The sequence below is a fragment of the Lysinibacillus fusiformis genome (genome assembly GCF_003049525.1).
GTDB lineage: Bacteria > Bacillota > Bacilli > Bacillales_A > Planococcaceae > Lysinibacillus > Lysinibacillus fusiformis.
On the sequence record NZ_PYWL01000004.1, the window covers coordinates 283,652 to 300,346 of the forward strand.

Genomic DNA, 16,695 nt, shown 5'->3' on the forward strand with positions numbered 1-16,695 from the left:
AAACAAATTCACTACATAATCGAATGCTTCCTATAATTTATCGTAAAAAAGGCGGTTATTCGTTTAAATAATGCTCATTATCGTTAATGTAGATTTATCCAATATTTATTAAATTTATTCATAAAGTGGGAACAGTTTAAGTGGTTATGACTATATTTTGACAAAGGTTAAAAAATTGCCAAGGAGTATTTTTCCTTATATTTCAGTTAGTTGGTAGCAACATTAAGGAAATTCGGAAATTGAAAAAATTTATTCAGGAAGAATTGGCCGAAAAATGTGGACCGCAAACTTCATAATGGTTAGAAATTCGTTTCACACTTGCAGAGCTTATATATGGTGAACCTAACCAAACAAGTCTCACAATAGTCCTTATTCTTTGTGTGATACTTTTGTTCTTTATTATACGAAGCATATATAACAATATAAAAAATTATTGTAAATATTCTAGCAAATACAATAAAAACGGAATACTAGGTAAGTGTCTTTATTACTGTTATTGAACGCTACATTCATTAGGAGGAGCATTATTATGGAAGTATACTGGGTTAACGGACAATATCAAGAAGATGAACGGATTTTTGACTCTCAGTTTGAAGTTTATGAATGGACGGACTCATTATATCAAGATTTCTCCAACGGTTTTTTGAGAAAAGAAAATATTGGTTATGCAACTCCTGATGTAAAGGTAATTGATTGTTTAACGAAACTAATACCACAATGGGCGGGATACACAAATGTAAATGTTACAATGCATAGAGATAAGATTGAGGTAGACGGTAAAGATATGTATAGAATTTGGACATCTAGTAGATAAAGTTGTTCAACAACGGGCGCAATTGTTGAACAACTTAGATATTGCTTAATAAGACTCTCTTTTGGTGAACTAATTTTCAGAAGAGAGTCTTTTAATTTATCATGGAATATGGGATTTATGAGATTTTCTAATTAAGTTTTCTACTAAAGCCACAAATTATTCTGATGGATATTCATACGTATTTAGGAGGATGCATACTCTATTCTTGCCACACGCTCATAGGATCCCATGGCTTGATACGATCGCCATATTTCTCGGATAAAAAAGCTTTCATGTCTTCCAGTTTTGTAGGAACCTCGTTCCAATTGGGAAGAGATGGCAACCCGCGTTTACTTTTTAAGAGAATATCCACCGTAACATATAAACGTTCTGGCTGAATCCAATGAAGGAAGCGGGAAATGTCGATTTCCTTAGTCAGGGACAAGGAATCAATCTCGTCATTGTAATGCTTGTTGAATTCGCTTATCAAGTTCAAGAGGTAGTCTCTCTGTTCCTTCACGAAGTCTAGGCCGCATATGGCGCCATGCCCTGGAACAACAATTTCAGGTTTAATGTCATCAATAATGCGATCAAGTACTTTAATCCAGTTGAGGGTTCCTTCTTCACTGTATGCCGTACAACCGTTAAACACGACATCGCCGGCGAACAGCACTTTTTCTTTTGGCATCCATAACAGCAAATCACTGTCAGAGTGGGCCGGAGCTACATTGTAAATCATAACTTCCGTATCGCCAAGCCGTATGTTGATATCGTCCTTTATCTCAATATTCGGATGCACCCATTCTACGCCTTCTAAGTCGAATCCTTCAAATTCCGCTGCAAAGAACTGCTCTCCCTGAGTCGATTCCGGAGAATTCTTCCCTCTTTTGATGACGTTATCCATCCAGCCAATATTTTCAGTAAGACGCTCCCTGGCCGCTTCCTTGTGCATAATAATGCAGGCTTCTTCAAACACTTTGTTCCCCCAGGTATGGTCGCTGTTATAGTGCGAGTTCACTACATAGGCGGGAGAGCCGCCATTGCTTACTTCCTTAAAAGCATCTCGCATTTCTTGCGCATGGAACAGATCAAAGAACGTGTCATACACCAAGCCTTCACCTTTGTTGATAAACCCAGCATTGGCCCAACTGATGCCACGATACGGCGAAATACCGGCAAAGACTCCATCTGCGACTTCAAAAAATTTAACCCGAGGTTTTTGGATAATACTTCTATACTGCATAACAATTCTCCTTTGCATCTATGTTTTTTTTGGTAGTCACACTGACTATATCTTTATTATAGAGAATGGAAAATAAAAAGCAAGCGAGCACTTGCGTGCATTTACTCAATGTAATATGCTAATAACTGAACAACATCACACTACATGGATGGAGGCGCTACAAAGATGAAACTGGTAACCTATCACACTGAAACTTCGAAGGAATATTTTTTTGGGCTTGTCATTAACGAGGAATTTGTCGTGTCTTTTGCCGCAATCATGAAAAAGCAGGGGACATTCGTTGACAGTCTACAAAGTATGGACAGCTATCTACAACATTTGCCGGCAAGCCATACTGCCGCTAAGGAGCTGATGCAATACGCTGTTAGACAGTCGCATCAATTCAATGAAAATGAAATCTGTCCAATTGCAGCGGTAAAATTGCTGCCACCTATTTTGAACCCGGCTGCGCTTATTGATTTCGGGCTGACGCCAAGACATCTGAAAAACGCTGGCGTAAATCTGCTGCAAAGAGAATACACAGGAGCGGAAAGAGAAGAGTTTATACAAAAAATTGCGGAAAAATTCCAGCAAGAACCGAATAAAGTAACCTTCAGTTATTACAAATGTAACCATAATGCATTGATTGGAGATGGGGCTACAATCCATTGGCCTTCGTATTCTTCTTATCTGGATATCGAACCGGAGCTGGCCTTTGTTACAGGGAAGGGGAACTGTATTGCTGGTTATGTAATTTTTAACGACAGTACTGCTCGCGATGTGCAGTGGCCAGATTTTCAGGCGTTGACCGGACCAACGCGGTGCAAAGATTTTGATAACAGCAAAGGAATAGGACCATTTCTGGTTACACCGGATGAAATCGATAACCCGCTGGCACTGGATGTGGATGTACGAATCGGAGAGAGACTGCACTGGAAGGGAAGCACATCCGAGTATTCCGCGCACCCTGCGAAGGTGATGGAGGAGGTTCTCAAAGTTTTCACGCCGCTCCCGGGCACGATTATAGGAATGGGGACGATACCGGATTGCTGCGCAATCGAGACCGAGCAATGGCTGTTGCCCTCTGACCGAATCCGGATTACGTTCGATAAATTAGGAACGCTCACGCAATTGGTGCCTGATAATGTCAAGATTACGGAAGCAAGTCGCTGGGAAAGAAGAAGTGATTTACCTTAAATAAACGTTTACGAAGATGATGAACCCCCGAACCTATTGTGTATGAATAACTTGTTGTATAATAAGATTTAACATATGCAAAAGGAGTAATACAATGCATACTTCAGACAGAATTATCGAAGCCGCGACACGGCTCATAAAAAAGAATGGCTATCGGGGAGTAAGCACTAAAGCCATTGCAGCGGAAGCTACAGTCAATGAATCTACAATTTTCCGAAATTTTGGAAGCAAGCAAGGCATACTGGAAGCCATCATTGAAAGGCATTCGGATATCCCGCAATTTGAGAAGCTTCTAATGGAGGAAGCGACCGATAATCCGGAAGTTGATCTGCTGAATGTAAGCCAGCAGTACCGCTTGTTTTTCCATAAAAATACGGATATTATTTTGATTGGCATACGCGAAAAAGGAATATTTCCTGAATTAGACAGAGTGCTGGCTGAGCCGCCGGTGAAGCTGCACTCTTTGCTGGTTGAATATTTCGAACGACTACAGAGGAAAAAAGTCATACCGAGTCAGGATGCGCGCCTTGCCGCCATGTCTTTTCTCTCGACGTGCTACGGCTTTCAGATGAGCGAGCTGATTCACCAGCAATATCAGTCTCAATTCGTCACCGAGGAAGAGTTCTATAAGTACATTGTCTCATCGTTCGTAAAAGCTATATTGTCTTAGTCATAAAAAACCTGTAGCAGTTTATACGAATCTCTTATGGGTATGCTTCACTCGATGAAATAAAAAAAGGTATATTCCAATTAAGTGAAATTATTAAAATTCAATAGGTATAATATTTTAATTATCTAATGTATTAAAGAATTTTCTGAAGTCGAAATAAATTTACATTATAAAAACTCATAAGACAAATTTTAACTTCTTTGGTTGAAAAACAGGGAAATGCACCATATCAATTCAACGTCGATAGTTAGTTTCATTGTAGAAATGAGGTGAATGTGTTAAGTAACAATAAAATCATAAAAATTATTAAAGTTATTTATTCAACAAAAGGGCCAATTAATGGAGTAACCTATTTTACGAAAATGGTTATAGTGAAGAGTTTGTGAGGTGTTGCACTTAAACTACCGTGGTATATAGCTACATCAGTTATAAAATGAAAAGAATTAAAGAAGTGAAAAAGCATACAGGGAACAGTTTACCCTTGAATGCTTTTTCACTTCTTTTATTTAGAGTGGATTTCCTGTATGCGTCCAACCTGTCCATCTGTTAGCCTAACTTTAATACCGTGGGGAAGGGTGCCTGATTTGTTAAAAATATCTTAAATGATATCTCTGGTAATTGTCCCTTTTTCCAACCTTTTTTAACAATATTAACAGCTTTTCCTGTTATATGTCTTTCCGATATTGTCCGTATATTAGACACCCATTTTTCTACGGGTATTGCTTGTTTTTTTCGTTTGCTGGCTTTTCATTTTTTTTGTTGAAAGGTCGTGATTCATTTTTCCTTGATTAGCAGAGGAACGGTTCTTTTTGTTTTCAAGCTGCTGTTTCACTGCCTCTTGCAGGCTGATCTTTTTTTGGGGTACTTCAGTTTGATTATTCTCGGTCATAGGAAATGCTCCTTTTTGAATATGTTATTTAGTCCAGTATAATCTATTTTTTATTATTTGTGAAACTTTCCCCTTTAACTTACAACAAGTGAAGACGCTTTTTTACTAACGGTGCAGTTTAATGGAATAATTAATATGGGATATTTCGGTAATTCAAGGGTGTAAAGGGGAAATCTAAATGGTTGAAAAAGAAATTTTCAAATTGGGTAAATATCTGTTGCAATTCAAAACATTAAATCATAATATAAGCATATAGTTATATATGTATCAAATCACCTTTCTTTAACGAGGTGATTTATTTAAATCAATATATAAGCAAATGATTATATAAGGAGTGCAGATAAATGGAAAACACACTAATTGAAAAACAACTAAAAGCAGCAGCTGATTTAAATCGTATTAAATTACTTGCATGCATGAAAAATGGGGAGGTATGTGTATGTGATTTTGTGGATGTGCTAGGAATATCGCAACCAGCAGTTAGTCAACATCTACGAAAATTGAAGGAGGCAGGCATTATTACGGAACGAAAAGTAGGGACTTGGAAACATTACCGTTTAGTAGAGGATCAAACACCACTGATGGAGGGTGTTTTAGAACAAATTCGACCTTTAAATTGGTGCAACTGTGGGACAGATTGCTGCCATGTAGGGGGAACTGATAATGAGTAATGAGTCTTTAACCAAACAACTTTCTTTTCTAGATCGTTACCTTACACTTTGGATATTTGTTGCAATGGGAATAGGCGTCTTATTAAGTATTTCGATGCCCAATATTGGTGAAGCATTAGAGTCCATGTCTATTGGCACAACGTCCATACCGATTGCTATAGGGTTAATTGTTATGATGTACCCACCATTAGCGAAAGTAAAGTATGAAGAAATGTGGCGAGTGTTTAAGGATTGGAAAGTGCTTTTGCTATCCCTTTTTCAAAACTGGTTACTCGGTCCGTTCTTAATGTTCTTTTTAGCTATCATCTTTCTGCACAATTATCCTGAATACATGGCTGGGCTCATTATGATCGGTTTAGCTCGATGTATTGCCATGGTGATTGTGTGGAATGATTTAGCGCGTGGGGACAGGGAATATGTAGCTGGGTTAGTTGCCTTTAACTCCATCTTTCAAATCGTGACGTATTCGATCTTTGCATACTTTTTCTTAAATGTATTACCGGGTTGGTTTGGTTTAGAGAATTTCCATGTATCCATTTCAATGTGGGAAATTACAAAGAGCGTACTTATTTTCTTAGGTATACCTTTTGCTGCAGGATTTCTCACACGTTGGATAGGGATTAAAGCCAAAGGTAAACAATGGTATGAGGAAAAGTTCTTACCGAAGATTTCACCACTGACTCTAATTGCACTGTTGTTCACGATTGTGATGATGTTTGCTTTAAAAGGTGAGCAATTAGTTGAACTACCACTTGATGTGGTCCGAATTGCGATCCCATTATTTATTTACTTTGTGGTGATGTTTGCTGTTTCATTCTTCTCTTCTCGTAAAGCAGGTGCATCTTATCCTGTCACAGCAGCTCTTTCTTTTACAGCTGCAAGTAACAACTTTGAACTAGCGATTGCTGTGTCAGTTGGGGTGTTTGGCCTGCATAGTGGAGTAGCATTCGCTGCTGTTATTGGTCCACTTGTAGAAGTACCTGTACTCATAGGACTTGTATGGGTTGCCTTACGTTGGCAGAAAAAATACTTTAAAACTATTAAATAGGGAACTATATTATGACACACACACTTTACTTCTTGTGTACTGGAACTCATACAGTAGTCAGGTTGCTAAAGGATAGGCAAATAAATTAATACCTACAAAATGGACAGTTAAAAGTGCAGGCATAGAAGCGCATGGAGTAAATACGAATGCCATTAAAGTAATGGCAGAGGTAGAAATTGATACTTTAAATCATACATCAGATTTAATTGATTTTGAGATATTAAACAAAACCACACTAGTAGTTACCTTATGCGGGGTTCGAAGATCAAACGAAAGCAACTGGTACAGACGAAGAAAAATCGACTGTATTTCAAAATGCACCTGATGTAATCGGCAAACGAAATGAGCAATTTGTAACCAGTAATACTATCTGTTAGAAATTATTCAGACCATTGAATGGAGGATTAAAAATGACAGTAAATCATACTAGACATATTAACTCAAGATACTCATTAAATCAGGCTAAAGAGTTTGCTTTTTATTTCTTCTATAAAGGAGAGATGGATCGTTTCGGGATTTGGATATGATTGCAATTTGAAAATGCTAGAAAAAATGATCAAATAATATATGAAATTGAAATGTGTTAATTACATGCAAAGATTAAACGTCTAGCTACCTGCTAGACGTAAAAAATACATTTTATATAAGGAAATGCTTATATAAAGATGAAAGTGGAGAAGTGAATGATGAAAACACTAAAAATAATCAACCAAAATGAATCTTGTTGTCCTACTACTAAGGAAATTAAAGTACAGGAGAGTATTAATAACCCTAATAAGAATTTACCGATTGTCATAATGGGCGCAGGCCCCATTGGATTAGCTGCAGCTGCTCATTTAGTGGAACACAAGCAAGCCTTTATTTTATTAGAAGCTGGGCATGAAGTAGCACACAATATTCGTACTTGGGGGCATGTTACATTATTTTCACCATGGCGATATAACATCAATAAAGCTGCTAAGGCTTTATTAGATACCTCCTATTGGGAAGAACCTAATTTAGATACGTTACCGACAGGACATGAATTAATTGATCTATATTTAAAACCATTGTCTAATCTAATGCAAATAAAGCCTCACATTCAGTTGAACTCAAAAGTGGTAGGGATTTCACGACAATTGAATGATAAGATGAAGACAAAAAATCGTGTAGAACAGTCCTTTATTATTTATATTGAACAAGAGAATGACATCCGTGTGATTGAGGCGAGAGCTGTTATTGATGCGACGGGTACATGGGGAAATCCCAACCCAGCAAATTCTACAGGTATATGGCTCCAAAATGAAAAAGCATTAGCAAATCACATTCAGTATGGTATCCCAGACATAAATATGAATACTAAGCGATATGCCAATAAGAAAATTGCAGTTATTGGTGGTGGCCATTCGGCTATTAATACCTTATTGGCACTTGCGGAATTACAAGAAGAGAATCCTGCAACAAAGCTAGTGTGGATTATGCGTAAAAAATCTGTTGAAGAAGCTTATGGTGGCGAAGAAAAAGATGCATTAGCAGCACGTGGCGCACTCGGTGTTCGCATTCACGAATTAGTAGATACTGGTAAGGTTGAAGTAATAACACCTTTCTATATCTCACAGGTGAAGAAAGATGAGAACATTCATATTGTAGGTATTATAAACGGAGAACAAAAAGTATTAACAGGTTTTGATGAGCTTATTGTAAATGCGGGAAATAGACCAGACCTATCAATTAACAGTGAATTACGCCTTTCGATTGATTCAGCAACTGAAAGTGTGCATGCATTAGCGCCATTAATTGATCCAAATGTGCATAGTTGTGGCACAGTAAGAGCGCATGGAGAAGAGATTCTACGCCAACCAGAAAAGAACTTCTATATAGTCGGAGCTAAAAGCTATGGACGCGCACCAACATTTTTAATGGCAACTGGCTACGAACAAGTTCGTTCAATAACGGCTTATTTATCTGATGATGAAGAAGCGTCAAAACGTGTGGAATTGGAATTACCTGAAACAGGTGTATGCGGTATAAATCTTGCCAATCAAACCAATTCATGTTGTTAAAAATTTGACTGTTAGCGAAAGCTAGCAGTCCTTTTAAAAACTAAGGAGAGAAATGGGATGGACACAAAGTTCTTGACCATATACAACAACAACTCATGGGTAGTTTACAAAGGATAAAAAATTGATTTGGAATATTCCTCCTTATCAACTTTTTTATTATCATGAAATGATTTTGTGGGATAGTTTAGTCAAATTAGTTGGTAGCTACATAAAGAAAAAGATTTTGAGAGGTAATTGTTTTGTTTGCTCGATCACTTCAATGCTTGGATTACCAAAAACGTAATATCCATTTTCTTTATAGTCATTTTCCCAAAACAGTTGCATAGTATAACCTCTTTTCTTAATTAACTGCAAACTCTCTTAGCAAAGAAATTAAAACATGGTAAAATACAGATTGGTATATATTTGGTAAATGAAGCGATGAACTATATTCAAAAATCTAATGTAAGGAGCGAAAATACATATGGCGAGGAAGAGAAAAACGTTACCTAAAAATTTTAATGAACTAATTGAAGCAGGTGATATTACGGCATTACAAGAGGTATTTACAATGTGCGAGCTAGATGCATATGGTGGTTATAGTAAAACAACAGCCTTAAGCTTTTTCAATGTACCGGATGAATTGGTTCGCTGGCTCGTGGAACAGGGGGCAAATATAAATGCGAGAGACAATTACAAAAGATCGGCTTTACATAATCAAGCAATAAGCTGGCGGGGGAATATTGAATTACTTCTTGAGTTAGATGCAGATATAGAAGCCTTGGATTATCAAAACGAAACACCTTTATTTGCTGCGGCCTCTTTTTTTAAACCAAATGCGGTGCGCACATTGGTTTCTAAAGGAGCAAATATAAGCGCGGTAAATATGATGAATGAGACCCCTTTGGACAAAGCTTTAGCAGTATGTAGAAATATAAATATTGTTGATCTAGTGAAAGTATCTGAGATTTTTCTGAGCGCAGGTATAGCTGTAACGCCGGAAATGAAAAATTCTATTAAGCGAATTGGGAAAGACTTTGAATTTCACAGAGAAGGTTTTAATAAAGAATATTTGAACGAAACGGATGAGGCACTTTCCCGTCTTTATAAGCTATTTGATGTTCCACCAGTAGAGAAGCGTAAAACGCATGATGGTACGTCTCCAATAACAGTATGTACAAAGGGCTGGCAGGCTCAACATAATGAACTTTGGGATTTACTAATTCCTTCGCAAGGACATGCGCAAACTGTACAAGGAGAGGTTATTCGTATTACTGGTAAAGTCTCATACGAAATTTTAGATAACGGCGGCATCAACTGGGATAATGATTTTCGTAAAATGCTCAAAAGTTTGAACCATTACATTAGCTTAGGTACCCCATTACATCCTGCTGAACTTCAGGAGTCTATCATTTTAGTGAAAGAACTTCACAATGGTGATGGAGGTGAGGAACCTGCGAGACTATGCGAGTTGGCAGTGCAATGGGTACTTAACAATCCGAATCCGATTGTTTTAGAGCAGCCCGAATATAAGCGCTAACATAATTAATGAATCCAATAAGCATTTTTATAAACAATACCACCCCCTTTTCTAAGCACTCAACGCTAAGAAAAGGGGATAGTATGCCGTAAGCGTTGCAACATAAGTGGGTAGGTGAGAGACCTGCCTTTTTTGATACTATATCTTAACAAAGGATAAAAAGTTGATATGGAGTATTTCTCCTTTCAACTTTTTATTATCATGAAATTATTTTGTGGATGGTTTAGTCAAATTAGTTGGTAGCTACATCAAATTTAAATATCGATAATAAGTTGCGTATGATCTTGCAAAATCTAACAGAAGACAAAGTGAAACCGAAATACGGATAGTATTATATATGAGTTATTTAATACATACAAATATTGTAGGTATAAGGAAAAGCTGAAGTCTATAGTTGTAGAAAATCAATGAGGTATTCATCCTGTATTATGTAAAATATTATGTGCTGAGAGAGCGATCGAGATGGGCAAGGGTACGTATTGAATCTCGGTACGTTACATAACGTCAAGAGCAACCTCTCTTCGGAGCTTAACATTTTTCTCATTATTTCGGTTATGCTGATAATAAAGACCACTAGAGAATAGTTCTGTAGTTACATTTCAAAAATATATGAACCTAGCGTTAAAACCCAAGTAAAGAATTGCAAGCAATCCCAAACAGTTTTGGGGTTCAGTTCAACTTTGTTCAAAATGAGATTAATTTTTAGCAGTAAAATCAATTAAAGTATAGCTTTTTTGATCAATTTTTTTATTAAACTAACAAAAATACTTGCAACACCTATTATAGTACTGTACAGTACTAATTATGACAAAGGTAAAATTAATGAATCAAAAACGTGTGATTGAAGTAGCTGCAACATTATTTTTAGAAAAAGGGTTTGCTTATACAAGCATGGATGAATTAGTTCGTGTAAGTAAAGTTTCAAAGTCTAATGTGTATTATCACTTCTCTAATAAGGAAGAATTGTTAGAAGAGGTCGTTGATTATTGGATTGAAATGTATCAATCTGCAATTGATGATTTACTATCGCAAAACCAATTATTAGTTGAAGATCGTATCCAACTGTTTTTAAAGCAATTATCACAAGGAGTTCAGACGAGAGAATATAAGGGGAGCTGTCCATTTATTACGCTTTATATTCAAAGCCCTACAAATGCCACAAAAGTAAAAGAAAAAATAGGTCTTTTCTTTATAGGATTACAAACGAAAGTTTCTCTATTACTTAAACAAGGAGTAGAGAATGGCGAATTTAGAAAGACAATTAATATTGACGAGGTTGCATCTCTTTTTATTACAAATCTTGAAGGAGCGCTATTTATTTCAGAAACACTGAAGGATGCAACTGTAATCATGAAAACAGCAGATCATTTTTTTAACTTGCTTCGATAAAAGAAGCATTTTTTTTACATCAAATTAGTACTAAATAGTACTAAAAGGAGGATTTATATGAGAACAGTATTTTTAACAGGTGGAACAGGCTTTATTGGAAAGCAATTAGTGAAGGAATTAGCCAAAGAAGAGCATGTTACAATTCTTCTATTAGTGAGATCGAAAAGTAAAGCAACACGCATTTTTCAAGAAAAAGGCATCTTAAAAGAGGGAGTTATGCACTTTATTGAAGGTGATTTGACGAAAATAGACTTAGGTCTAAGTGCTGAAGATAAGGAGTTGGTATTGAAAACGGATGTGATTATTCACGCAGGTGGCCCCATGGACATTCAAGCGACAAGCAAGGAGGCAGCTTCCGTATTTTTGAATGGTGCCCAACATATTAGTGATTTCGCTAAAAATATTCATCAATTGAAGGGATTGCAACAATTTATTCATGTAGTAGGCTATATGAGTCCCTTTGATGATAAAAATAGCAAGATTGCGATAGATGTGTTTAAAGAAGGAAACAATTTTTTGAAAATAAAAAATCCATATGAGAAAACAAAGTTTTTAGCAGATCTTTATATCCGTCAGCAGGCATCAACAGTAGGTTATCCGCTTTCAGTAATTAATCCACCAACTGTAGTTGGTAGTAGTAAAACAGGGAGTACGGAGCAAACAGGAGGCTTAGGCTTGCTTGTGATGAGTATGCGAAAAGGGCTCATGCCAGTGATTCCTGGAGGTAAGGAATATAGATTACCACTTATTGCAAACGATGAACTAGCAAAGTTTATTGTGCAGGTTTTCAGATTGGAGCAACCAACTATACAAACATATACACTTGTTGAAGATAAAGAACAAGATCAAAATATTTCAGAATTATTAGATGCTATGTCAGAAAGTATGAATATGACTGCACCTAAAATTTCTGCCCCATTGCCATTTATGAAAGCACTTATGAATAGTGGCGTAAGCAAAATAACCCAAATTCCTGCTGATGGGCTGAACTTTATTACAAATCGAACTTTTTCAAATGGTTCAGCGAAAAAGATTATGGGAGAAGATTGGTTTAAGGAGACAAATGTAATGAAATTTTTTCCAGCCGTAGTAGCTGATCTGGATTATCGCATGATGTATAAAAATGGTCAGGACAGTCAATTATTTAAACGAACATTATGTAATAATACTACCATTTACCAATCACAAGGAGAGGGTAAACCGTTTATTTTATTACATGGTTTATTAAGTGATGGAGAGGATTTATTTCCTTTAGGGAAAGAGCTTCATGAAAAAACGGGTCGACCTGTATGGATCATGGACCTTCCAGGTTTGGGACGTTCTCCTTTTAAACGAGAGAAAAATCTTTTAAATATCTATTTGAATGTAGTGAAAAAGTTATTGGAGAAAGCTACTAATGGTGCCCATCTAATTGGCCATTCATTTGGTGCGTATATTCTTTTGGAAGCATTAGTACAAAAGTACATAGATAAGAAGTATACAATTACTTTACTTCAGCCACCTGTTGCTAAAAAAAATGCTAACTCGATAAATTTTCCTCAATTTATGAACAAATGGACATTGAAATTGGCTCCTACTAATTTGATAGAGCGTTATTTATTAAGTAATGGTTTATTTGAAAATACGGAGAGTATCCCTAAACATTATATTGAAAAAATAAATAAAAGTTTTACTTCTCCTAGAATTTTAAATACTACGGTTCAGCTTAACAGTTTACTTTTGAAAAACGTTCAAGCTGATTTCAATGAAGTAACAAAGTATAATCTTCGCATTATTTGGGGGAATTATGACAGAGGCTATTCTGCTCCTTCGCACCTGGGTAAGGTTGATTTTGTCCCATATGGTCATCATTTTCCTCTTAACCATCCGAGTGAAACAGCTAATTTGGTAATAAAATTGTAGCACTAGCAAATGAGAGTGTGGGACAAATAAAAAGCGTGGAGTAAGATCGTGCAAAAAAAAGATGAGATCTTGTCTCAAGTGTCCGAAACTATCTGACATTTAAGAAAAAGAACGTCAATTAATTTAAGTAACATCCAATAGTTTAATAGTAATCAGGAACAAAAAATAAAATTAATAAAGACACCTAGGATTAACTAGGTGTCTTGAATTCTGTCTAAATAATATAGACTTTAAATGTGTGAAAATCGCCTAATCTTAATGGATTTTTATGGTAAGACTATACTTAATTTTTTTGTGTGTATGGATGTTCTTATCTAAAATGAAAATAAATCAAGATATACGAGAGGGTGTCAGGAAGTCCATATACAGCTGAGATGAAAACTTTTCGTATCCAAGCCCTCCTCCACGCCAAATAATTTTAGTTTACATAATATAAATACCTTGGTCACTACTTTCTTATTATTAAAAGCTTCCTATAATTTATCGTTCAAAAGTGAATTATTCGTTTAAATAATACTAATTATCGTTTAATCTAGATTCTCCTTAAGACGAATAAAATATTCATCGTAACAATTAATTGCACTTCCAATTGTCAGACAATAATCTAATCTAAGCCAACAGATGCAGCAGAGAAGCGCTAGAAGAGTTAGGTGTAAAGGTAATAAGGGTCAAGGATTGTAACGCAGAAGTTAAATTTAATGGCAATCAATATTTTTTCATAGCGGAAATAATTGAAGTGGATTTTGGAACTGGGTCTTTATTCTTTATCTGAGAATAGAAATTATAAAAGGGGTCACTGAGTTAAACTGACCCTGAATGAGGGAAGATGTGACGGTCAACCAAAATCTGATTGACGAGATTTCTAATAAGGAGCTTGCTACTAAGGATTTGAATTTAAAAATAATAAGGTAGATTTTTTTTGTGACATTCGTGTAACAAACCGATATTACACTTGGTATGGAGGTGTGTTACATGAAAAAAATTCTATCAATCATGTTAATTGCTGCAATATTAACAAGCGTTCTTACGGGATGTAAGAAAGAAAAAATTAATACAGGTATAGAGAGTAAGCCACAAATAAATAATTTAGACTTTAACTTTAGTGTGGATCCTGAGACACTTGCGCTTGAGGTGGAATCCAATGGAATTACTGAGAAATTATCTGAACCATTGGGGAAAATGAAAGTTTCAAATTTAAAAGACAGTGGAGATAACATTAGCTGGACCTATTCAGAACAGGGAATTAAGGTGGATATCGAAAAAAAAGATAAGTATGTTGATGTAACCATAAAATCCAGCAAGGATGAAGACAACATGTTTGCATGGCCAAAAGTGAAAGGTGACGGATATATGCTCCCATTTAATCAAGGGAAGTATATTCCAAGCAATGATTCAATTTGGAAAAATTACTTAAGTGAAGAAAAAATGAAGGTAATTGAGGCTTTATCTATGCAATTTTTTGCAGTTGATAAAAGTGGGTATTCACTAGTATATATAATTAAAAACCCTTATAATAGTGAAATTGTTTATCATACAGAAAACGATATTGAGTTTACTTTTAATCATGAGTTTCCAACTATTAATAAAGAGAAGGAATATGGTTTCAGAATATATTTAACGAAAAAAAATCCAGTAGATGTTGCAAAAACCTATAAAAATTATTTAATTGAACAGGGGGACTTCAAAAGCTTGGCGGATAAGGCTAAAGAAAATAGTAATATCGAAAAGCTTTATGGAGCACCTCATGCTTATTTTTGGGACAGAACTGTGATTTCAGAAGAAAATATTAAATGGGCAAAGCTGAGAGACATTTTTCCCGAAAAACTGAAATTATGGATTCAGGGGCTATTAACTACTAATGTTGAGGATGGATCAGAGCTTTCATCAGCTTTTGAAGATTTAAAAAGCTTAGATTATGTAGATAAATACAATAAGAAAAGAATAATAAAATCCTTAAGTGCAGTAATGCAACTAAATGAATTCTATAATCCGGAAGTATTTACTGAAACAGATAAAGATACTCAGAGGCTGTTAAACAAAGGAATAGAAAAATTAAATCCCGTTGAATTAATTGACCTAAATAAGAGATTATTAAAAAGCATACTTGGAGATGTAGTTGACCCAATAAAGAAGTGGGCAGATGCTAATACTGTAGATGTGATAAAGGACATGAAGGATTCTGGGCTAGAACATATGTGGATCGGCTTGGATGATTGGCAGGAAGGATTCATTAAACCTGAGTTAGTAAAAGATGCAGAAGAATTCGGCTTTCTATTTGGTACCTATGATTCATATCATTCTATCCATGAACCAGGTAAAGAGAAGTGGGAAACTGCTAAGTTTAAGGATGCTTCACTTTACGAGAATGCAACTGTAACAAATAAAAATGGAGAAAAGATTGAAGGATTCCAAGGTGCAGGTAGAAAGTTGAATCCGACGCTTGCAATGCCTAGTGTAAAAGAAAGAGTAACTTCGATTTTAAATACCGGCTTAGCATTTAACTCATGGTTTTTAGACACAGATGGCACTGGAGAAATCTTCGATGACTATTCGCCAGAACATATTACTACTGAAAAGGAAGATATCCAGGCTAGGATTAAGAGAATGGAGTATCTGCAAAAAGAATGGGATATGGTAGTAGGCACTGAGGGCGGAAATGATTTTGCTAGCAAATCTATTGCCTTTGCACATGGAATAGAAACGCCATCATTTTCTTGGATGGACGAGGATATGGCAAAAAACAAACAAAGTGAGTATTACGTAGGGAGATACTATTCGAGTAATGGTGGAGTTCCCGAAATGTTTTCTAAACAAATACCACTAAAGGATAAGTACAAGAAGTTATTTTTGGATTCAAACTACACGATTCCATTGTATAAGTTGGTTTACAACGATTCAGTGATCACAACTCATTGGTGGGGATGGGGAACCTTAAAATTTAAAGACGAAATAACAAATAGAATGTTGTATGAGATACTTTATAATGTTCCTCCTTTATATCATATAGATAAACACGATTGGGAAAAACATAAAGAAACAATTGTAAGGCATTCAAGGGTATGGTCATATTTTAGCAAAAAAGCAATAACGAAAGAAATGACAGATTTTAAAATTATATCAGATGATAGACTCGTTCAAATGACTGAATATGGTGAAGCATTAAGAGTAGTCGCAAATTTTTCAGAAGATGAATTTAACTATCAAGGCAAGACAATACCTGGAAAATCGGTGTTAATTATTGATGGAAATAGTAATACTATCTATTCACCGGAAAAATAAGCGTGAAATTCGCAATAGTATAACTGCTAATAATTTTCCTTGAGATAATCTTCAGAGAGGCTAAATCTGAACGC

At 35.7% G+C, this 16,695-nt stretch carries 12 protein-coding genes and 2 pseudogenes; 11 read left to right on the forward strand and 3 right to left on the reverse strand.

The genetic code is table 11. From position 1 onward, the window contains the following. The first annotated feature begins 529 nt into the window (after window positions 1-529). On the forward strand, window positions 530-814 hold the full coding sequence (locus C9J29_RS12615; RefSeq protein ID WP_008177533.1) for a hypothetical protein: 285 nt from the start codon (window positions 530-532) through the stop codon (window positions 812-814). A 199-nt stretch (window positions 815-1,013) separates the two neighbouring features. Here C9J29_RS12615 and C9J29_RS12620 read toward each other — a convergent pair whose 3' ends face one another. Further along, the gene (locus tag C9J29_RS12620) at window positions 1,014-2,036 is read right to left on the reverse strand and encodes an MBL fold metallo-hydrolase (protein ID WP_090001479.1); all 1,023 of its coding nucleotides are present in this window, start codon (window positions 2,034-2,036) and stop codon (window positions 1,014-1,016) included. Window positions 2,037-2,201: 165 nt separating this feature from the next. Here C9J29_RS12620 and C9J29_RS12625 point away from each other — a divergent pair, with 165 nt between their 5' ends. After that, window positions 2,202-3,212, forward strand: a complete 1,011-nt coding sequence (locus C9J29_RS12625; protein WP_107922265.1) for a fumarylacetoacetate hydrolase family protein — start codon at window positions 2,202-2,204, stop codon at window positions 3,210-3,212. Between the two features lie 94 nt (window positions 3,213-3,306). Next, window positions 3,307-3,882 (forward strand): TetR/AcrR family transcriptional regulator, encoded by a 576-nt coding sequence (locus C9J29_RS12630; protein WP_090001475.1) that lies wholly within the window; start codon window positions 3,307-3,309, stop codon window positions 3,880-3,882. Between the two features lie 502 nt (window positions 3,883-4,384). On the opposite strand, the pseudogene C9J29_RS25155 reads toward C9J29_RS12630, so the two are convergent. Further along, a pseudogene (locus tag C9J29_RS25155) lies at window positions 4,385-4,465 on the reverse strand (DUF2196 domain-containing protein); the annotation flags it as partial. Window positions 4,466-4,576: 111 nt separating this feature from the next. After that, a complete protein-coding gene (locus C9J29_RS12640) occupies window positions 4,577-4,771 on the reverse strand; it encodes a hypothetical protein (RefSeq protein ID WP_008177524.1) in 195 nt (64 codons plus the stop codon). Between the two features lie 344 nt (window positions 4,772-5,115). Here C9J29_RS12640 and C9J29_RS12645 point away from each other — a divergent pair, with 344 nt between their 5' ends. The 8 genes and pseudogenes from C9J29_RS12645 (at window position 5,116) to C9J29_RS12680 (ending at window position 16,621) form a co-directional block, all read left to right on the forward strand. Then, a complete protein-coding gene (locus tag C9J29_RS12645; protein ID WP_090001473.1) occupies window positions 5,116-5,442 on the forward strand; it encodes an ArsR/SmtB family transcription factor in 327 nt (108 codons plus the stop codon). Beyond that, window positions 5,435-6,490: an ACR3 family arsenite efflux transporter gene (arsB, locus tag C9J29_RS12650; RefSeq protein ID WP_107922266.1), complete on the forward strand. Its 1,056-nt coding sequence runs from the start codon at window positions 5,435-5,437 to the stop codon at window positions 6,488-6,490. Before C9J29_RS12645 ends, arsB begins: the two co-directional genes overlap by 8 nt. Window positions 6,491-6,501: 11 nt before the next feature. Further along, window positions 6,502-6,867 (forward strand): annotated as a pseudogene (locus C9J29_RS12655) (arsenate reductase/protein-tyrosine-phosphatase family protein). Between the two features lie 309 nt (window positions 6,868-7,176). Then, window positions 7,177-8,532: an NAD(P)-binding domain-containing protein gene (locus C9J29_RS12660; protein WP_090001471.1), complete on the forward strand. Its 1,356-nt coding sequence runs from the start codon at window positions 7,177-7,179 to the stop codon at window positions 8,530-8,532. Between the two features lie 463 nt (window positions 8,533-8,995). Next, a complete protein-coding gene (locus C9J29_RS12665; RefSeq protein WP_090001469.1) occupies window positions 8,996-10,051 on the forward strand; it encodes an ankyrin repeat domain-containing protein in 1,056 nt (351 codons plus the stop codon). Between the two features lie 822 nt (window positions 10,052-10,873). Then, window positions 10,874-11,440 (forward strand): TetR/AcrR family transcriptional regulator, encoded by a 567-nt coding sequence (locus C9J29_RS12670; protein ID WP_115648599.1) that lies wholly within the window; start codon window positions 10,874-10,876, stop codon window positions 11,438-11,440. 57 nt (window positions 11,441-11,497) lie between these two features. Continuing rightward, complete coding sequence (locus tag C9J29_RS12675) at window positions 11,498-13,342, forward strand: alpha/beta fold hydrolase (RefSeq protein WP_107922267.1); 1,845 nt, start codon at window positions 11,498-11,500, stop codon at window positions 13,340-13,342. A 972-nt stretch (window positions 13,343-14,314) separates the two neighbouring features. Then, window positions 14,315-16,621 (forward strand): glycoside hydrolase, encoded by a 2,307-nt coding sequence (locus C9J29_RS12680; RefSeq protein WP_107922268.1) that lies wholly within the window; start codon window positions 14,315-14,317, stop codon window positions 16,619-16,621. The last annotated feature ends 74 nt before the right edge of the window (window positions 16,622-16,695 follow it).